17 protein-coding genes are annotated in these 17,531 nt (G+C 72.1%); 9 read left to right on the top strand and 8 right to left on the bottom strand.

What is annotated here, in order from left to right:
• Window positions 1-41: 41 nt before the first annotated feature.
• The 3 genes from ACFYU9_RS28975 to ACFYU9_RS28965 are packed head-to-tail and all read left to right on the top strand — an operon-like array spanning window position 42 to window position 3,399.
• Window positions 42-1,034 carry a carbohydrate ABC transporter permease gene (locus ACFYU9_RS28975; RefSeq protein ID WP_389208372.1) on the top strand — a complete coding sequence of 331 codons (993 nt, stop codon included), beginning with the start codon at window positions 42-44 and terminating at the stop codon, window positions 1,032-1,034.
• The gene (locus tag ACFYU9_RS28970; protein WP_389208374.1) at window positions 1,031-1,870 is read left to right on the top strand and encodes a carbohydrate ABC transporter permease; all 840 of its coding nucleotides are present in this window, start codon (window positions 1,031-1,033) and stop codon (window positions 1,868-1,870) included. Before ACFYU9_RS28975 ends, ACFYU9_RS28970 begins: the two co-directional genes overlap by 4 nt.
• A gap of 8 nt (window positions 1,871-1,878) precedes the next feature.
• Complete coding sequence (locus tag ACFYU9_RS28965; protein WP_389346610.1) at window positions 1,879-3,399, top strand: glycoside hydrolase family 3 protein; 1,521 nt, start codon at window positions 1,879-1,881, stop codon at window positions 3,397-3,399.
• A gap of 77 nt (window positions 3,400-3,476) precedes the next feature.
• Here ACFYU9_RS28965 and nagB read toward each other — a convergent pair whose 3' ends face one another.
• Window positions 3,477-4,262, bottom strand: a complete 786-nt coding sequence (gene nagB, locus ACFYU9_RS28960) for a glucosamine-6-phosphate deaminase (protein ID WP_389346608.1) — start codon at window positions 4,260-4,262, stop codon at window positions 3,477-3,479.
• A gap of 651 nt (window positions 4,263-4,913) precedes the next feature.
• Here nagB and ACFYU9_RS28955 point away from each other — a divergent pair.
• Entirely contained in the window at window positions 4,914-6,380 is a 1,467-nt protein-coding gene (locus ACFYU9_RS28955) for a sensor histidine kinase (protein ID WP_389209195.1), read from the top strand.
• Between the two features lie 231 nt (window positions 6,381-6,611).
• Here ACFYU9_RS28955 and ACFYU9_RS28950 read toward each other — a convergent pair whose 3' ends face one another.
• Together ACFYU9_RS28950 and ACFYU9_RS28945 are read right to left on the bottom strand one after the other, a co-directional pair.
• Window positions 6,612-6,869 carry a WhiB family transcriptional regulator gene (locus tag ACFYU9_RS28950; RefSeq protein WP_004937597.1) on the bottom strand — a complete coding sequence of 86 codons (258 nt, stop codon included), beginning with the start codon at window positions 6,867-6,869 and terminating at the stop codon, window positions 6,612-6,614.
• A gap of 319 nt (window positions 6,870-7,188) precedes the next feature.
• The gene (locus tag ACFYU9_RS28945; RefSeq protein WP_389208381.1) at window positions 7,189-8,157 is read right to left on the bottom strand and encodes a diacylglycerol/lipid kinase family protein; all 969 of its coding nucleotides are present in this window, start codon (window positions 8,155-8,157) and stop codon (window positions 7,189-7,191) included.
• Window positions 8,158-8,245: 88 nt separating this feature from the next.
• On the opposite strand from ACFYU9_RS28945, the gene ACFYU9_RS28940 reads away from it, so the two are divergent.
• A complete protein-coding gene (locus tag ACFYU9_RS28940) occupies window positions 8,246-8,713 on the top strand; it encodes a hypothetical protein (RefSeq protein ID WP_389346606.1) in 468 nt (155 codons plus the stop codon).
• A 21-nt stretch (window positions 8,714-8,734) separates the two neighbouring features.
• On the opposite strand, the gene ACFYU9_RS28935 is transcribed toward ACFYU9_RS28940, so the two are convergent.
• The 3 genes from ACFYU9_RS28935 to ACFYU9_RS28925 form a co-directional block, all read right to left on the bottom strand.
• Window positions 8,735-9,715 (bottom strand): RNA polymerase sigma factor SigF, encoded by a 981-nt coding sequence (locus ACFYU9_RS28935; RefSeq protein ID WP_389208385.1) that lies wholly within the window; start codon window positions 9,713-9,715, stop codon window positions 8,735-8,737.
• Window positions 9,712-10,125: an anti-sigma regulatory factor gene (locus ACFYU9_RS28930; protein ID WP_389208387.1), complete on the bottom strand. Its 414-nt coding sequence runs from the start codon at window positions 10,123-10,125 to the stop codon at window positions 9,712-9,714. The genes ACFYU9_RS28935 and ACFYU9_RS28930 overlap by 4 nt, the downstream gene beginning before the upstream one ends.
• A 207-nt stretch (window positions 10,126-10,332) precedes the next feature.
• On the bottom strand, window positions 10,333-10,593 hold the full coding sequence (locus tag ACFYU9_RS28925; protein WP_389208389.1) for a UBP-type zinc finger domain-containing protein: 261 nt from the start codon (window positions 10,591-10,593) through the stop codon (window positions 10,333-10,335).
• A gap of 106 nt (window positions 10,594-10,699) precedes the next feature.
• Here ACFYU9_RS28925 and ACFYU9_RS28920 point away from each other — a divergent pair, with 106 nt between their 5' ends.
• Window positions 10,700-12,298, top strand: a complete 1,599-nt coding sequence (locus ACFYU9_RS28920) for a Na+/H+ antiporter (RefSeq protein WP_389208391.1) — start codon at window positions 10,700-10,702, stop codon at window positions 12,296-12,298.
• Here the strand turns inward: ACFYU9_RS28920 and ACFYU9_RS28915 are convergent.
• Both ACFYU9_RS28915 and ACFYU9_RS28910 read right to left on the bottom strand, forming a co-directional pair.
• Entirely contained in the window at window positions 12,277-13,221 is a 945-nt protein-coding gene (locus tag ACFYU9_RS28915) for a 1-aminocyclopropane-1-carboxylate deaminase/D-cysteine desulfhydrase (RefSeq protein WP_389346604.1), read from the bottom strand. The two genes, ACFYU9_RS28920 and ACFYU9_RS28915, sit on opposite strands and share 22 nt — an antisense overlap.
• A 43-nt stretch (window positions 13,222-13,264) precedes the next feature.
• On the bottom strand, window positions 13,265-13,855 hold the full coding sequence (locus ACFYU9_RS28910; RefSeq protein WP_389208395.1) for an N-acetylmuramoyl-L-alanine amidase: 591 nt from the start codon (window positions 13,853-13,855) through the stop codon (window positions 13,265-13,267).
• Window positions 13,856-14,157: 302 nt separating this feature from the next.
• On the opposite strand from ACFYU9_RS28910, the gene ACFYU9_RS28905 reads away from it, so the two are divergent.
• The 3 genes from ACFYU9_RS28905 to ACFYU9_RS28895 all read left to right on the top strand — a co-directional run bounded on the left by ACFYU9_RS28905 (window position 14,158) and on the right by ACFYU9_RS28895 (window position 17,505).
• On the top strand, window positions 14,158-15,582 hold the full coding sequence (locus tag ACFYU9_RS28905; protein ID WP_389346602.1) for a family 2B encapsulin nanocompartment shell protein: 1,425 nt from the start codon (window positions 14,158-14,160) through the stop codon (window positions 15,580-15,582).
• 85 nt (window positions 15,583-15,667) lie between these two features.
• Window positions 15,668-16,723: a family 2 encapsulin nanocompartment cargo protein polyprenyl transferase gene (locus tag ACFYU9_RS28900; RefSeq protein ID WP_389208399.1), complete on the top strand. Its 1,056-nt coding sequence runs from the start codon at window positions 15,668-15,670 to the stop codon at window positions 16,721-16,723.
• A 197-nt stretch (window positions 16,724-16,920) separates the two neighbouring features.
• Window positions 16,921-17,505 (top strand): dihydrofolate reductase family protein, encoded by a 585-nt coding sequence (locus tag ACFYU9_RS28895; RefSeq protein WP_389346600.1) that lies wholly within the window; start codon window positions 16,921-16,923, stop codon window positions 17,503-17,505.
• Window positions 17,506-17,531: the final 26 nt, after the last annotated feature.

Genomic DNA, 17,531 nt, shown 5'->3' with positions numbered 1-17,531 from the left:
CTGCCGCCCGTACCACGAGAGGGATCGCTGAGGAGCACGGGATGAGTGCCGCAGACACAACCACCGCGAAGGTGCCGCCGGCGCGGCAATCGCCACCATCCGGCTCCACGGCCGGTATGCCCGCCCCACGCGGCGGGAAGTCCAAAGGCGGGGCCGGGGTTCCCTGGCTGCTGCTCGCACCATGCCTGCTCGTCCTGCTCCTGGTGCTCGGCTACCCGCTCGTCCGCCTGGTCACCCTCTCGTTCCAGCACTTCGGCCAGCCACAGCTGTGGGGCTTCCAGGAACCCGAGTCGGCGGGCCTCGGCAACTTCACCAAGATCCTCGGTGACGGCGAGTTCTGGGCCGTCGTCCTGCGCACCGTGATCTTCGCGGCCGGCGCCGTGATCGTCACCATGGTCGTCGGCATGCTGATCGCGCTGCTCCTCCAGCGCGTCTCCGGCTGGGTCAAGGTGCTGATCAACATCGTGCTCGTGGCGAGCTGGGGCATGCCCATCATCGTCGCCACCGCCATCTTCAAGTGGCTCTTCGACGCCGACTACGGCGTCCTCAACTGGCTGCTCAGCCGGCTGCCCGGCGTCGACATGATCGGCCACAACTGGTTCGCCAGCGGCCCCCAGGGCCTGGCCGTCATCATGCTCCTGGTGGTCTGGGGCGCCGTGCCCTTCGTGGTGATCACCCTGACCGCCGGCCTCACCCAGGTGCCCAAGGAGCTGGAGGAGGCCGCCCGCCTCGACGGCGCCGGCGCGTGGAAGGTCTTCCGCTACGTCACCCTGCCGATCCTCAAGCCGGTCCTCGTCATGCTGACGACGCTCTCGGTGATCTGGGACATGGGTGTCTTCCCGCAGGTCTACGTGATGCGCAACGGCCACCCCGAGGCCGAGTTCCAGCTGCTCACCACCTACTCCTTCGACCGGGCGTTCGTCGTCAACGACTACGGCACCGGATCGGCCATCGCACTCGTCACGGTCCTGCTGCTGCTCGGCGTCGTGGCGGTCTACATGCGCCAGATGCTCAAGATCGGAGACGTCGAGTGAGCGCCGTGACCCCTCGCCCGCGCAAGTCCAGGCTCGGCTGGAACCTGCTCGGCCTGCTCGTCTTCGTCACCGCCGGCTTCCCGGTCTACTGGATGCTCAACACGGCCTTCAAGCCGGCCAAGGACGCCATCGACCCGGACCCGCACTTCTTCCCGACCACCTTCACGCTGGAGAACTTCAAGCGCGCCCTGGACATCGCGGACTTCTGGGGCCCGGTCGCCCGCAGCCTCGTCGTCTCGGCCGTCGTGGTCGTCATCGGCATCGCGGTCGGCCTGCTCGCCGCCCTCGCCATCTCCCGCTTCGCCTTCCGCGGCCGCAAGATCGTCATCGTCGGCATCCTCGCCGTCCAGATGGTCCCGCTCGTCGCGATGATCATCCCGGTCTTCCTGCTGCTCAACGACCTCGGGCAGTACGACAAGCTCAGCGGCCTGATCATCACCTACCTGACCTTCATCCTGCCCTTCACGGTGTGGACGCTGCGCGGCTTCATCGTCAACATCCCCAAGGAGCTGGAGGAGGCCGCCCAGGTCGACGGCTGCACCCCGACCGGCGCCTTCCTGCGGGTCGTCTTCCCGCTGCTCGCGCCGGGCATGGTCGCCACCTCGGTCTACGGCTTCATCCAGGCCTGGAACGAGTACCTGTACGCCCTCATGCTGATGAGCCAGCAGAACCAGACCGCGACCGTCTGGCTCTCCAACTTCATCACCAAGAACGGCACCGAGTACGCCCCGATGATGGCCGGCTCGACCATGATGGCCGTCCCCATCGTCATCCTCTTCCTCCTCGTCCAGCGAAAGATGGCCGCGGGCCTGACGGCCGGCGCGGTGAAGGGATAACGGCGCCCATGACCACGCTCGCAACCGGCACGGACACCCTGACCCGGGACGCGCTCACCGTCCTGCAGCCCGGGTTCGTCGGCACCACCGCCCCCGACTGGCTGCTCCGCCGGATCGGCGAGGGCCTCTCCTCCGTCGGCCTCTTCGGCCGCAACGTCGTCAGCCCCGCCCAGCTCGCCGCGCTCACCGCGCGGCTGCGCGCCGAGCGGGACGACGTCCTGGTCGCCATCGACGAGGAGGGCGGCGACGTCACCCGCCTGGAGGTCAACGAGGGCTCCTCGTTCCCCGGCAACTACGCCCTCGGCCACGTCGACGACGTCGAGCTCACCCGGGCCGTCGCCCGCGAACTGGGCCGCCGGCTCGTCGCCTGCGGCGTCGACCTCAACTGGGCGCCCTCCGCCGACGTCAACTCCAACGCCGAGAACCCGGTCATCGGCGTCCGCTCCTTCGGCGCCGACCCCGGCCTGGTCGCCCGGCACACCGTGGCCTACGTCGACGGCCTCCAGGCCGTGGGCGTCGCCGCCTGCACCAAGCACTTCCCCGGCCACGGCGACACCAACGTCGACTCGCACGACGCGCTGCCCCGCATCGATGTGGACCTCGCCACACTGCACGCCCGTGAGCTGGTGCCTTTCCGCGCCGCCATCGCCGCGGGTTCCAAAGCCGTGATGAGCGCGCATATCCTGCTCTCCGCGCTCGACCGGGACGCTCCGGCCACCCTGAGCCCGCGGATCCTCACCGGTCTGCTGCGCCAGGAGCTGGGCTTCGAGGGCCTGATCGTCACCGACGGCATGGAGATGCAGGCCGTGGCGGCGACCTACGGCATCGAGCGCGGATCCGTCCTCGCGATCGCCGCGGGCGCCGACGCCATCTGCGTCGGCGGCGGGCTGGCCGACGAGGAGACCGTACTGCGGCTGCGCGACGCGCTGGTGACGGCGGTACGGACCGGTGAACTGCCCGAGGAACGGCTGGCCGACGCCGCCGAGCGCGTCCGCGCGCTGGCGGCCTGGACCCAGGCGCACCGGGCCAGGGGGGCTGGATCGGGGCCGGGCGCGGCGACACAGGAGGGGACCGCGCCCGGCACCGACGTCGGACTCGTCGCGGCCCGCCGGGCCCTCACGGTCACCCCGGACGGGCGGCCCTTCACCCCGGTGACCGGCGCTCCGTACGTGGCCTCCTTCACGCCCGCCGCCAACTTCGCGGTCGGCGACGAGACCCCGTGGGGCATCGGCGCCGAGCTGGAGCGGCTGCTGCCCGGCACCCGCACCGGCTCGTACGGGGCGGACGCCTCGGCCGGGGCGGTCCTGGCCGCCGCGGGGGAGCGGCGGGTGGTCGCGGTCGTCCGCGACGCCCACCGGCACCCGTGGATGGCCGGCACCCTGGATGCCCTGCTCGCCGCCCGCCCGGACACCGTGGTGGTCGAGATGGGCCTCGCCATGTCGGAGCCCCGCGGCGCCCTGCACATCGCCACCCACGGCGCCGCCCGCGTCTGCGGACAGGCGGCGGCCGAGGTGATCGCGGGCCGCTGAGCCCGCTCCCGCACGGCGAAGGGGCCCGGCACCTGGATCAGGTGCCGGGCCCCTTCGCCGCAAGGGTCTCGCTGCCCTCAGATGCCCTGCCAGGCGGGCTTGTTCGCGTAGGTGTGGCGGAAGTAGCCGGCCAGCTTCAGCTTGGACGCGGCGGCCTCGTCGACGACCACGGTGGCGTGCGGGTGCAGCTGCAGCGCGGAGGCCGGGACGAGCGCGGCGACCGGGCCCTCGACGGTCTGCGCCACGGCCTCGGCCTTGCCCTCGCCGGTGGCGAGCAGCACCAGGTGGCGGGCCTCCAGGATGGTGCCGATGCCCTGGGTGATGACGTGGTGCGGCACCTGCTCGATGTCGTCGTCGAAGAAGCGCGCGTTGTCGATCCGGGTCTGCTCGGTGAGCGTCTTGATCCGGGTGCGGGAGGCGAGCGAGGAGCACGGCTCGTTGAAGCCGATGTGCCCGTCGGTGCCGATGCCGAGGATCTGCAGGTCGACCCCGCCGGCCTCGCCGAGCGCGCGGTCGTACGCCTCACAGGCCGCCTGGACGTCCTCGGCCGAGCCGTCGGGGCCCATGAAGGCGTCCTGGGAGAGCCCGAGCGGCTCCACGACCTGGCGCAGCACCGTCGAGCGGTACGACTCCGGGTGCCCGGCCGGCAGCCCCACGTACTCGTCGAGCTGCGCGATCCGGGCCCGCGAGGCGTCCACCTCGCCCGCGCCCACCTTGGCGATCAGCGCGTCGTAGATGGGCAGCGGGGTCGAGCCGGTGGCCACGCCGAGCAGCGCGTCGGGCTTGCGGCGCAGGAGGCCGGCGATGCCGTCCGCGATGAGCTCGCCGCCCGCCTTGGCGTCCTTGACGATGACAACTTCCACGCTGTGCCTGCCGATCTGGTGAGGGGCTGGTGGTATAGACCAATCTAGTGCCAAATCTAGCAGAGCGCAGGCCCTCGGCCCATGCCGATCCGCCCCGCGGACGGGCTCTTCTCATGGTCTTCCGGGCCGTACCGGGCGGCCACCCGGAGCGCGCCCGGTCCCGGCCTTGGGCGCCCCGTGGCAGGGCGCACGGGGAGGGGGAAGGGGGGAAGGGGGGAAGGGGGATGGAGGGGAGGCGGGTGCGCGGGGCGCGACGGCGGCGACGCGGGGCGGGAGACGCCGGACGCGGCTCGGGAGGCCCTTGGGGGCGAGCGGCGCAAGGGGGAGGGGGTACCCGCGGGCCGCGGCGCCGGGACGGGACCCTCAACCCGTCCGGCACCGCAGCCCGGAGTTGCCCGGCCGGGGGTGTGCGGTCCCGCGGCCGTGTGGGAGGTCTCGGCGCAGTCAGGGCAGAGAGCGCCGGGTACCTCGTCCATCCTCCTGTGCGGGGAGGATGGAGGCTCTGATGTCAACAGCATTGTGGACTAGACCATTCTCGTCTGTCCATCCGCGTGCACGCGGTCGCCGCGCGCCCATCCTCCACCACGGACGCCCGGAGATCCAGGTTCACCGGCCGTTAATTCCACGGGTACGCTCGCACACGTGCCCTCCATGAACGACCTCGTGCGCCAGCACACCGCCCTGAGCGAGTCCGACCTCGACTGGCTCCACCTGCTGGTGTCGGAGTGGCAGCTGCTCTCCGACCTCTCCTTCGCCGACCTCGTCCTGTGGGTGCCCACCCTCGACGGCGCCCGCTACGTCTCGGTCGCCCAGATGCGGCCGAACACCGGCCCCACCTCCTACCAGGACGACATGGTCGGCCACCTGGTCCCGCGCGGCCGCCGGCCGCTGCTCGACGCCGCGCTCGACGAGGGCCGGATCGTGCGCGAGGGCGACCCCGAGTGGCGCGAGGAGGTCCCGGTCAGGGTCGAGTCCATCCCCGTCCGCCGGGAGGGCCGCGTCCTCGGCGTCATCGCCCGCAACACCAACCTGCTCACCGTGCGCACCCCCTCCCGGCTGGAGCTCACCTACCTCCAGTCCGCCTCCGACCTCGCCCAGATGATCGCCGCCGGCTCCTTCCCCTTTCCCGGCGAGCAGGTCGACATGGACTCCTCGCCGCGGGCCGGCGACGGGCTGATGCGCCTCGACGCCGACGGCATCGTCCAGTACGCCTCGCCCAACGCCCTCTCCGCCTACCACCGCCTCGGCCTCGCCGCCGACCTGGTCGGCCAGCACCTCGGACAGATCACCGCCGAGCTCGCCCCCTCCCGCGGCCCGGTGGACGAGGCCCTGGTGACGATGGCCTCCGGCTACGCCCCGCGCGAGTTCGAGGTCGAGGGCAACGGCGGCGTGATCCAGCTGCGCGCGATCCCGCTCAAGCCCAAGGGCACCCGCATCGGCTCGCTCGTGCTGCTGCGCGACGTCACCGAACTCCGCCGCCGCGAGCGCGAGTTGATCACCAAGGACGCCACCATCCGGGAGATCCACCACCGGGTGAAGAACAACCTCCAGACGGTGGCCGCCCTGCTGCGGTTGCAGGCCCGCCGGATGGACTCCGACCGCGGCCGCGAGGCCCTCAACGAGGCCGTCCGGCGCGTCGGTTCGATCGCCATCGTCCATGAGACGCTGTCCCAGAACCTGGACGAGCGGGTCGAGTTCGACGACATCGCCGACCGCGTGATCGCGATGGTCGCCGAGATCTCCCCGGGCAAGGTCACCTGCCGGCGCAACGGCCGCTTCGGCATCCTCGACGCCGAGGTCGCCACCCCGCTCTCCATGGTGCTCACCGAGATCCTGCAGAACGCCCTGGAGCACGCCTTCGCGCCGGGCGAGACGGGCACCGTCGAGGTCACCGCCGTCCGCGGCGAACCCCGTGCCGACGCCCGGCTGCTGATCACGGTCAAGGACGACGGCCGCGGGCTGCCCGAGGGCTTCGACCCGCAGCGGGCCGGCAACCTCGGCCTCCAGATCGTCCGCACCCTCGTCGAGGGCGAGCTCGGCGGCAGCTTCGACATGCAGCCGGGCGCGGAGCGCGGCACCCGGGTCGTGCTCGACATCCCGGTCCACCCCCAGAAGTGACTCCCTCAGAAGCAACTCCCTCAGCAGTAACTCCCTCAGAAGTGACCCCCCAGAAGTAACTCCCGCATAAGCAACTCCCGTCGACTGAGAGGGAGTTCACAGCAGCGAGCCCCGGACCGAAGGAAATCGGTCCGGGGCTCGAATGCTGTGGGTTACTGCGCGCGCTGCGGCTCGGGGGCGGTGAGTGCGTACACGACGTACGCGCCGCGTGCCTCAGGCTGTGCAGGTGGCTCAGGCGGTCGCGTTGCGCGCCCGGTTGCGGGCGGCGCGGCGCTTCATCGCGCGGCGCTCGTCCTCGCTGAGGCCACCCCAGACGCCGGAGTCCTGGCCGGACTCGAGCGCCCACTGCAGGCACTGCTCCATGACGGGGCAGCGGCGGCAGACGGCCTTGGCTTCCTCGATCTGCAGCAGCGCAGGACCGGTGTTGCCGATGGGGAAGAAGAGCTCGGGGTCTTCCTCGCGGCAAACGGCGTTGTGACGCCAGTCCATGGCTGCTACCTCTCTCAGGTGTTACGTGCAAGTTGCTTGTGAATGTGAACGCTTTCACGAATCCCCCCGCAAGGGAAGGGCCGACTGCCAGGTGAACTGGTGTGGTCCTTGTTACAGAGGAGGGGTTCTGGCTCTCAGTGGAGGCCGGTCCTGCGGGCCGTCCCGATCGCCAAGAAGAGACTCCCAAACCCCAGCAACGGATACAACCCCTTCCGGAAAGTTTTTTTTGATTCCTCGGTGTCGGCTCGGTCACAGCCGTACTTCTGGGGGGTGGAGGGCAGCCTAAACGTTCGAGTAGAAGGACTTTCGGTCCTTCTGGTCACACAATCACACGCAGTGCACGGCGTACGCCTGTGAACGTCACGCTCGTACGCAGTCCCAGGTGGTCTCCGTCCATCTGCAGGGGGAGCGGGACCTTCGAATGCAAGGTGAAGTCGGTCAGATCGTGCAGGGTCAGCGCGTGCTTGCCGTGCGGCCCGCGTTCGGGCGTCGACGTCAGCAGCTGGGTGGCGTAGCGGGCCACCGCCGGGGTCGACAGACGGGTCAGTCCGAGCACGTCGAGCGCCGTCTCGAAGGACGCCTCCGGTGACGCGTACACCGGACGATTGCCCAGGTAGGTCCAGGGAGACGTGTTGCAGATTATGGAGAGGACAAGATCCTCCACAGGATCCTCACCCGGGCGCTCCAGGGAGATCGTCCCGTGCCGCCGGTTCCGCTCGCCCAGGAACTGGCGCACCACCTGGCGCAGATAAAGGGCGTGCGTCGAACGCTTGCCCATCTCGCGCTGCTGTTCGACCCGGCCGATGACGCTCGCGTCGAAGCCGAAGCCGGCGCAGAAGGTGAACCAGCGTTCGGGAACCGCTTCGTCGTCCGTGCCCGGCGTCCCGGACGCGAGCCCGAGGCTCACCGTCCGTGTCCGGCGCTCGCGCAGCGCGTCGAGCAGGACGCCCGTCGCCTCCACGGCGTCGTTCGGCAGTCCGAGGGCCCGCGCGAAGACATTGGTCGAGCCGCCCGGCACCACCGCGAGCCGCGGCAGCCGCTCCGGGTCGGGCCCCGCGTGCAGCAGCCCGTTCACCACCTCGTTGACGGTGCCGTCGCCGCCGAGTGCCACCACGAGATCGATGTCGTCCGACTCCGCAGCCTGGCGCCCCAGGTCGCGGGCGTGCCCGCGGTACTCCGTGGTCACCGCCTCCAGCTTCATCTCGCTGGCGAGCGCGTGGATCAGCACATCCCGGGTGCGGGCACTGGTGGTGGTGGCTGCCGGGTTGACCACGAGAAGCGCGCGCATGGTCGCCAGCGTACCTACCCGGCGGTACCGAGCGCGTCCCGGTCCAGGGGCCGGGCACCTCCCGGCGGCCCCCCGCTACCCTTCCAGCATGAGCAGTGCGAGCAGTGCCGACACGAGCAGTACGGAGCAGGGAGCGGAACCGGCCGCGGAGCCGGGCGCCCGGCGCGGGCGGCTCACCGCCGCCGCGGTGGTGGCCGGCGTCGAGGGCCTCGCCCTGGTGGCGGGCGGCCTCTACCTCCTGGTGACCAGCCTCACCCACACGTCCGGCGACCTCACCTCGGCGCTGATGGGCGGGGCCACCCTGATCGCGCTCGGGCTCATCCCGCTCGCCGCCGCGCGCGGGCTGCTGCGCCGCCGCTCCTGGAGCCGCGGCCCCGCGGTGATCACCCAGATCCTCGCGCTGCCGGTCGCCTGGCAGCTGCTCCAGGCGAACAGCGTCATGATCCCGGCGGGCATCGCCCTCGCGGCCCTCGCCGTGACCGGCCTCGTGGTCCTGGTGAACCCGGCCACGACCGAGGCGCTCGGCATCAAGCGCCCCGGCCAGGGCAACGCCTGAGCCTCCGCTTCCGGGCGGCCGTCACTCCTCGACGAGGAGCTTCTCGCGCAGCTGCGCCAGTGTGCGCGCCAGCAGCCGGGAGACGTGCATCTGCGAGATGCCGACCTCCTGCGCGATCTGCGACTGCGTCATGTTCCCGAAGAAGCGAAGCAGCAGGATCCGCTTCTCCCGCGGCGGCAGGTCCTCCAGGAGCGGCTTGAGCGACTCCCGGTACTCGACGCCCTCCAGGGCCTCGTCCTCCGCGCCCAGCGTGTCCGCGACCGCCGGCGACTCGTCGTCCGTGTCCGGCACGTCCAGCGAGAGCGTCGAATAGGCGTTCGCCGACTCCAGACCCTCCAGGACCTCCTCCTCGGAGATCCCGAGCCGCTCCGCCAGCTCGTGCACGGTCGGCGAGCGCCCGTGCTGCTGGGAGAGCTCCGCCGTCGCCGTCGTCAGCGACAGCCGCAGCTCCTGGAGCCGGCGGGGCACCCGTACCGCCCAGCCCTTGTCCCGGAAGTGGCGCTTGATCTCGCCGACCACCGTCGGGGTCGCGTACGTGGAGAACTCCACCCCGCGGTCCGGGTCGAACCGGTCCACCGACTTGATCAGGCCGATCGTCGCCACCTGCGTCAGGTCGTCGAGCGGCTCGCCGCGGTTGCGGAACCGCCGGGCCAGGTGCTCCACCAGCGGCAGGTGCATCCGGACCAGCCGGTCGCGCAGCGCCGCCCGCTCCGGCGAACCCTCCGGCAGGGTGCGCAGCTCGACGAAGAGGGCCCGCGCCCCGCTGCGGTCGTGCGGGTCGGGAGCCTTCTGTGGCCCGGCCGCCCCGGCGGCCTCTTCGTGTTGCCCGTGCTCGCTCATCTGGTCCGCCTGCTCCGCGTGATCCGTAGCGACCTCGATCTCGGCCCCGGCCTCGACCTCTGCGTCGATGCCGGTCCCCGGAGCTCCCGGGGTTTCCGGAGCCTCCGGATGCGGCCGGGCCTGCTGCTCAGGGATGCCGGCCGTCGCGTCCCCGCGCCTCACGCCGGGCCTGGCCCCGCGCCGCGCTGTTTGTACAGGCTGATGGAGACCGTCTTGTCGTCCGCCACGGACGACTCCACCTTCCCGGCCAGCGCCGACAGCACCGTCCACGCGAAGGTGTCGCGCTCGGGTGCCCGGCCGTCGGTCGTCGGCGCCGACACCGTGACGTCGAGCGAGTCGTCGACCAGGCGGAACACACAGCTCAGCACCGACCCCGGCACCGCCTGCTGGAGCAGGATCGCGCACGCCTCGTCGACGGCGATCCGCAGGTCCTCGATCTCGTCGAGGGTGAAGTCCAAGCGCGCCGCGAGGCCGGCCGTGGCCGTACGCAGCACGGACAGGTAGGCACCCGCAGCGGGCAGCCGGACTTCCACGAAGTCCTGGGTCCCGGGCTCGCCTGCGATCTGGGACACCCTCACCTCCAAGGTGGCACATGCTCTTTCGGGGCCCGGAGGGAAGGCCCCCCGAACCAGGCGGTACGCAGTGGTTGCGCAGTCCGCCGAGACGCTATCGCGATCCGTCCCGCCGTGTCGCCGGGGGCCTGGTAGGACCGCCCCCGCCCGGCGGCCGCGGAGAACCCGCGGAGGGGTGACGTACCCAGCCGCCGGGCGGTCGAACCGTCAGACGATCGAAGCGTCCACGAAGCACCAGCGCCAGCGCTCGTTCGGCTCGAAGGTCCGCATCACCGGGTGACCGCTCGTCGAGAAGTGCGCCGTCGCGTGCCGTCCCGCCGACGAGTCGCAGCAGCCCACGTGCCCACAGCTCAGGCAGAGCCGCAGCTGGACCGGGTTCGTCCCGTCCGCCAGACACTCCGGACAGGTGGCGTGCAGCGGCACCGGTTCGGGGCGCGGCAGTTCGGCAACGTGCGGGCACTCGCTCATGATGGCCAGGTTACGACGTGGCACCGACAGCGCCGACCAGGACGGCCGCGGCCGGGGCGGACGGCCACGGCGGCCGCGACGAAGGACGACAGGGGACGGGACGGGCATGGACGCACTGCAGCTGGTGGCACTGGTGGCGGCGAGCACCGCCGTGGCGGGCTTCGCCCGCAGGACCCCGGTGCCCGCGCCGCTGCTCCTGGTCGCGGTCGGCCTGATCGCCTCGTACGTGCCGAGGGTGCCGGACTACACCCTCGACCCGCACATCGTGCTGCCGCTGGTCCTGCCGCCGCTGCTCTACACGGCCGCCGTCGAATCCTCGTACCTCGACCTGCGCGCCAACCTCAGGCCCGTCGCCCTGCTCTCCGTCGGCTACGTCCTCTTCGCGACCGTCGCGGTGGGCTGGCTCGCCTACGTCCTCGTGCCCGACCTGCCGCTGACCGCCGCCCTGGTCCTCGGCGCGGTCGTCGCGCCGCCGGACGCGGTCGCCGCCACCGCCATCGCCCGCCGGCTCGGCCTGCCGAACCGGATCACCACGATCCTCCAGGGCGAGTCGCTGGTGAACGACGCCACCGCGATCACCGCCTACAAGGTCGCCCTCGCCGCCGCCGTGGGGGAGGGCATCAGCTGGGCCGGCGGTTTCGGGGAGTTCCTGCTCGCCGCGGCCGGCGGCATCGGCGTCGGCCTGGTCCTGATGGTGCCCATCCACTGGATCCGCACCCATCTGACCGAGGCGCTGCTCCAGAACACCCTCTCCCTCCTCATCCCCTTCGTCGCCTACGCGGCCGCCGAGGAGGTCGGCGCCTCCGGAGTGCTCGCGGTGGTCGTGGTCGGCCTGCACCTCGGGCACAAGGCGAGCCAGTCGGTGGACTTCGCGACCCGGCTCCAGGAGGAGGCCGTGTGGAAGATGGTCGCCTTCGTCCTGGAGTCCGCCGTCTTCGCGCTGATCGGCCTCCAGCTGCCCTTCGTCATCCGGGGGCTCGGGCCGTACGGAATGGGCGAAGCGGCCTGGTACGCGGTCGGGGTCTTCGTCTTCGTGGTCGTCGTCCGCTTCGTCTGGGTCTTCCCCGCGACCTTCCTGCCCCGCTGGCTCTCCGCCCGGATCCGGGAGCGCGAACCCGGTGTGGACTGGCGGGCGCCGGTGGTGATCGGCTGGGCCGGCATGCGCGGGGTGGTCTCGCTCGCCATCGCCTTCTCCATCCCCGAGTTCGCCGGCGGCGCCCCGTTCCCCTCCCGCAACCTGATCCTCTTCCTCACCTTCACCACCGTCATCGGCACCCTCGTCGTCCAGGGCCTCACCCTGCCGCCGCTCATCCGGGTCCTGAAGCTGCCCGGCCGCGACCGCTACCAGGAGACCCTCGCCGAGGCGCAGGCCCAGAGCGAGGCGTCCCGGGCCGCCGAGGAACGCCTCGACGTCCTCCTCGCCGACCCGCGCAACGCCCTGCCCGAGCCGATCGCCGACCGGCTGCGCACCGTCATGGAGCGGCGCCGCAACGCGGTCTGGGAGCGGCTCGGCGCGGTCAACGAGCTGACCGGGGAGACGGCGGACGACACCTACCGGCGCCTCGCGCGCGAGATGATCGACGCGGAGCGCGAGGTCTTCGTGAAGCTGCGCGACGCCCGGAAGATCGACGACGAGATGATGCGCTCGCTGCTGCGCCGGCTGGACCTGGAGGAGGCGGCGGCCTACCGGGAGGAGGTCGTCTGAGGCCCTTGCCGGGGTTCGGGAGCGCCCGTGATCACGGCGGCGATCCTGGTGCCGGACGGGAACGCGCCCTCCTCCGCGAGCGTCAGCACGCCGAGGAGCATTTTGGCGACATACAGTCGCTCGATGGCGAGTCCGTGCCAGGAACCGTGCCGCGCCTCGAAATCCTGTGCGAAGGCGTCGAGCTCGGGCGTCGTCCGGGCGTAGCCGCCGCCGTGGAAGCGCTCGTCCAGCCACCAGTCGCCGCGCCGGCCGCCGAACGCGTCCTCCTGCAGGGCCAGCACCTCCGCGCCCAGGAAGCCGCCCTTGAGGACCGGGACGCCGAGGGCCCGCCGCCCGGGCCCGAGCCCGGCCGCGAGGCCCGCCAGGGTGCCGCCGGTGCCGACCGCGACCGCCGCCACGTCGGCCTCGCCGGCGAGCTCGCGCCCGAGCTCCACGCAGCCCTGGACGGCGAGCGCGTTGCTGCCGCCCTCGGGGACCACGTACACGTCACCGGGCGCCCCGGCCCGCGCCAGGATCCGCGCCAGCACCGCGGGCTCGTGCTTCGCCCGGTACGTGGCGCGGTCCACGAACACCAGCCGCATCCCGTCCGCCGCGCAGCGCGCCAGCGAGGGGTTCGGCGGGCGGCCGGCCAGCTCCTCGCCGCGCACGACGCCGATCGTGGCGAAGCCGAGCAGCCGGCCGGCGGCGGCCGTCGCCCGCAGGTGGTTGGAGTAGGCGCCGCCGAAGGTGAGCACCGGGCGCCCGGCGGCCGCCCGCAGGTTGAGCGCCAGCTTGCGCCACTTGTTGCCCGGCAGGCCGGGGTGGATCAGGTCGTCCCGCTTGATCAGCAGCGTCAGGCCGTGCCGGGTGAAGCGCTCGTCCTCGACCGGCTGGAGGGGGGAAGGGAGCCGGGGCCGCAGGAGGGCGGGATCGAACGCGTTCACCCGGCCATTGTCGCCGGTCAGGAGGACGGCTGTGAGTGCGCGGTCACCTCAGCCGGTCGGCGATCTGCTCCCGCAGCCACCCCATGGTGAAGCCGCGCGGGTCCACCTTGCCCGGTTGCCACTCCTTGTGGCCGATGACCGAGCGCTGGGTCCAGCCGTGCACCCGGCACACCGCCGCCGCGGCCTTGGCGATGGCCTCCAGCTGCACCTTGGGCCACGGGTCGGCGCCGTCGCCCAGGTTCTCGCACTCGAAGCCGTAGAAGTGCCGGTTGCCGTCCGTGGTGGCCTGGTCGTCGACCGGCAGCCGCTGTTCGGCGATCACCGCCCGCAGTACGTCGGGGTCGCCGAGGCCCGCGTGGTTCGCCCGGCCGTAGCCGACCAGGTGGACCGTGCCGTCCTTGGCGATGACGCCGTGGCAGAGCGGCCCGGGCAGCGACTCGTAGCCGTCCCGGCAGATGCGGACGGTGGCGTCGGTGCCGCGGGTGACGGTGTGGTGGATCATCACGCCGTTGACGGGACCCCAGGGGCCCTTGTGGTTGCGGTTGTGGGTGCGCCAGTCGCCGACCTCGACGACCGTCAGACCCTCGCCGCGCAGTGCGTCGAGGAAGCGGCTCGCGGACATGGGTGGGGACATGACCGGCTCCTTTCGGACACGCGAAGTGCGGTGGTTCCGCAGGGGATTCGGCGTGCCTTCGCAGTGCTTCCGGAGTACCGGAGGCACCTGCTCCGCTGCCATCCCTTCGTACGGTGTGCGAGCCGATCCGGACAGCGCGCCGGCCGGAGGCCGGATCCGTCCGGGTCGGCTTCCCGGAGACAGGGGAGCGCGCGCGATGCCCAGTCCGGCGCGATCCACACCCACTCTTTTGTGTAATGGCGCGAGCACGCTCCGTGCTGAAAGGCTTCCTCTCGCAGCTTTGTCGTACGAGAGGGAGTTCCATGTCCGTTGGTTCGGTCGGCTCGGCCGGCGGCGAGGTCCGTGCGGATCAGGCACCACCGCAGCAGAGCCTCGGCACCGATGCCGCGCGGAACCTGTCGACCACCACCAAGTCGGCCCCGCAGATGCAGGAGATCACCTCCCGGTGGCTCCTGCGGGCGCTGCCGTGGGTGCAGGTCCAGGGCGGCACCTACCGGCTGAACCGGCGCCTCAGTCATGCCGTGGGCGACGGCCGCGTCACCTTCGTGCAGACCGGTGAGCGGGTCGCCGTCATCCCCGCGGAGCTCGGCGAGCTCCCGGCCCTGCGCGGGTTCGACGACGAGGACGTCCTGACCGAGCTGGCCGCCCGCTGCCACCAGCGCCACTACGCGCCGGGCGAGGCCGTCGCCACCCGCGGCGCCGCCACCGACCGGGTCCACCTGCTCGCCCACGGCAAGGTGGAGAAGATCGGCGAGGGGCCCTACGGCGACGAGACCGTCCTCGGCGTCCTCGCCGACGGCGCCTACTTCGGCGAGGCCGCCCTCGTCGACCCGGACGCGAGCTGGGAGTGGACCGCCCGCGCCGCCACCGCCTGCACGGTCCTGGAGCTCACTCGCGCCGACGTACTGGCCCTCGCCGCGCGGGCCGGGGCGCTGGCCGGCCATCTCGCCGAGTTCGCGGCGCTGCCCGAGCGCCCCACCAACACCTTCGGCGAGGCGGCCATCGACCTCTCGGCCGGCCATGTCGGCGAGGCCGTCATCCCGCACACCTACGTGGACTACGAGGCCTCCCCGCGCGAGTACGGGCTGAGCATCGCCCAGACCGTCCTCAAGGTCCACACGCGCGTGGCCGACCTCTACAACCAGCCGATGAACCAGACCGAGCAGCAGTTGCGGCTCACCGTCGAGGCGCTGCGCGAGCGCCAGGAGCACGAGCTGGTCAACAACCGGGAGTTCGGCCTCCTCGCCAACTGCGACTACGGCCAGCGGATCCAGTCCCACGACGGCGCCCCCGGCCCCGACGACCTGGACGAGCTGCTGTCGATGCGCCGCGACTCCCGGCTCTTCCTGGCCCACCCGCGGGCCATCGCCGCCTTCGGCCGCGAGCTCAGCCGGCGCGGCCTGGTCCCCGACACCGTCGACGTCGACGGCACCCGGGTCACGACCTGGCGCGGACTGCCGATCTACCCGTGCGACAAGATCCCGGTCTCCGACACCGGCTCCACCTCGATCCTCTGCATGCGCACGGGCGAGGCCGACCAGGGCGTGATCGGCCTCAACCAGACCGGCCTGCCGGACGAGATCGAGCCCGGCATGTCCTGCCGCTTCATGGGCATGGACGAGCAGGCGATCATCTCCTACCTGGTCACCGCCTACTTCTCGGCGGCCGTCCTGGTCCCCGACGCCCTCGGCGTCCTGGAGAACGTGGAGCTCGGCCGCCGGCGATAGGACCTGTCCGGGTGCGGGGCCACGCCGACAGGCCCCGCCCCCGGACGTCCGACTCTCCAGGGCCATCGGGAAGGTGACTGTGAACATGACCACGACCAGCGTGGACGCCGGGACCGGGACCGAGGGGCAGAGCGCCGTGCTGCTCCTGGACCGGACGCGCGGCGTCGTCGAACCCCAACTGCGCACGACCGTGGCGTCCCTGCCCGGTTCCATACGGCGTATCGCCGCGTACCACTTCGGCTGGGAGGAGGCCGACGGCAGCCCTGCCGGCGGGCAGGGCGGCAAGGCCATCCGGCCGGCCCTGGTGCTCGCCGCGACCCGCGCGTTCGGCGCGGACCCGGCCCCGGCCGTGAAGGCCGCGGCGGCGGTGGAGCTGGCCCACAACTTCACCCTGCTCCACGACGACATCGTCGACGAGGACCCGACCCGCCGTCACCGGCCCACCGCCTGGGCCGTGTTCGGCATCCCGGACGCGCTGCTCGCGGGCGACGCCATGAACGCGCTCGCGCTGCGGCTGCTCGCCGAGGACCCGCACCCGGCCGCCATGGCCGCCTCCGCCCGGCTCGCCGCCTGCGTCATCGAGCTGTGCGCGGGCCAGCAGGCCGACTGCGCCTTCGAGCAGCGCGGCCCGCACGAGGTCACCCTGGACGAGGTGGTGGCGATGGCCACCGCCAAGACCGGCGCCCTGCTCGGCTGCGCGTGCGCGCTCGGCGCGCTGTACGCGGGGGCGGGGGAGGAGGCCGTCGCGGCGATGGACGCCTTCGGCCGGGAGGCCGGGCTCGCGTTCCAGCTGATCGACGACCTCATCGGCATCTGGGGCGACCCGGGCCGCACCGGCAAGCCGGCCGGCGCCGACCTCGTCGCCCACAAGAAGTCGCTCCCGGTCGTCGCCGCCCTCACCTCCGGCACCCCGGCGGGCGAGGAGCTGGCCGCGCTGTACGCCCGCCCGGTGCTCGACGCCGACGCGGTCCGCGCGGCCACGGACGCGGTCGAGCGGGCCGGCGGCCGGGACTGGGCGCAGAACCAGGCGGCCGAGCGGATGGCCCGCGCGGTGGAGCAACTCTCCCGGGCGGTGCCGGACTTGTCGGCGGCCGGGGATCTGCTGGCGCTGGCGGAGTTCGTGACGCGGCGCAGCCGCTGAGCGGAGCCGGGCCGGCGCACGGGGCCGGAGGGGCGGGCGGCACGGCACACGAGGAGCCATGCGGAGGGGCGTGCGAAGACGCGTACGCAGAGGATGCGAAGGGGTGTGCGAGAAGGGCTTGCGCTGACCACTACATGTGAAGCACTATGGGCGCAGTGGTCAACGGACCGCATCCGCCTACGGAAAGAGATTCCGGCTTGCGCAAGCTCACGTACTACGTCGCCTGCTCCCTCGACGGCTTCATCGGCGACCCCCACGGCGACGCCTCGTCCATGTTCACGTTCATGGACGAGGAGTACGCCGCCTTCATGAACGCCGAGTACCCGGACACGATCCCGACCGCCTTCCGCGCGGCCTTCGGCGTCGACGGCGTGCCCAACAAGCGCTTCGACACGGTCATCCAGGGCCTCGGCTCCTACCGCCTCGCCCTGGACTCCGGCGTCACCAGCCCGTACGCCCACCTCCGGGAGATCGTCGCGAGCAGCTCGCTCACCGAGTCGCCCGACCCGAACGTCGAGCTCGTCGCCGGCGACCTCGCCGCCCGGGTCCGCGAGCTCAAGGCCGAGGACGGCTCGCTGGGCATCTGGCTCTGCGGCGGCGCCCGGGTCGCCGGGCAGCTCGTCGACGAGATCGACGAGCTGGTCATCAAGTCGTACCCGCAGGTGTACGGCTCCGGCATGCCGATGTTCGGCGCGGACTTCGACGTGCGGGACTTCGCGCTCGAGGGCGTACGGAGCTTCGGCAACGGGGTCGTCGTGCGCACGTACACCAGGAAGCGGTGACGGGAAGCGCCCCCGGGCGCCGGGTC

Origin of the sequence: Streptomyces sp. NPDC004327 (assembly GCF_042873935.1) — a bacterium.
Classification (GTDB): Bacteria; Actinomycetota; Actinomycetes; order Streptomycetales; family Streptomycetaceae; genus Streptomyces.
This window is presented reverse-complemented; position numbering and strand designations above follow the sequence as displayed.

Coding starts and splice junctions, on each gene's coding strand:
- ACFYU9_RS28975 (WP_389208372.1), top strand. CDS start 42: ATGAGTGCCGCAGACACAACCACCGCGAAGGTGCCGCCGGCGCGGCAA.
- ACFYU9_RS28965 (WP_389346610.1), top strand. CDS start 1,879: ATGACCACGCTCGCAACCGGCACGGACACCCTGACCCGGGACGCGCTC.
- ACFYU9_RS28955 (WP_389209195.1), top strand. CDS start 4,914: ATGAACGACCTCGTGCGCCAGCACACCGCCCTGAGCGAGTCCGACCTC.
- ACFYU9_RS28950 (WP_004937597.1), bottom strand. CDS start 6,869: ATGGACTGGCGTCACAACGCCGTTTGCCGCGAGGAAGACCCCGAGCTC.
- ACFYU9_RS28945 (WP_389208381.1), bottom strand. CDS start 8,157: ATGCGCGCGCTTCTCGTGGTCAACCCGGCAGCCACCACCACCAGTGCC.
- ACFYU9_RS28940 (WP_389346606.1), top strand. CDS start 8,246: ATGAGCAGTGCGAGCAGTGCCGACACGAGCAGTACGGAGCAGGGAGCG.
- ACFYU9_RS28925 (WP_389208389.1), bottom strand. CDS start 10,593: ATGAGCGAGTGCCCGCACGTTGCCGAACTGCCGCGCCCCGAACCGGTG.
- ACFYU9_RS28920 (WP_389208391.1), top strand. CDS start 10,700: ATGGACGCACTGCAGCTGGTGGCACTGGTGGCGGCGAGCACCGCCGTG.
- ACFYU9_RS28910 (WP_389208395.1), bottom strand. CDS start 13,855: ATGTCCCCACCCATGTCCGCGAGCCGCTTCCTCGACGCACTGCGCGGC.
- ACFYU9_RS28905 (WP_389346602.1), top strand. CDS start 14,158: ATGTCCGTTGGTTCGGTCGGCTCGGCCGGCGGCGAGGTCCGTGCGGAT.
- ACFYU9_RS28900 (WP_389208399.1), top strand. CDS start 15,668: ATGACCACGACCAGCGTGGACGCCGGGACCGGGACCGAGGGGCAGAGC.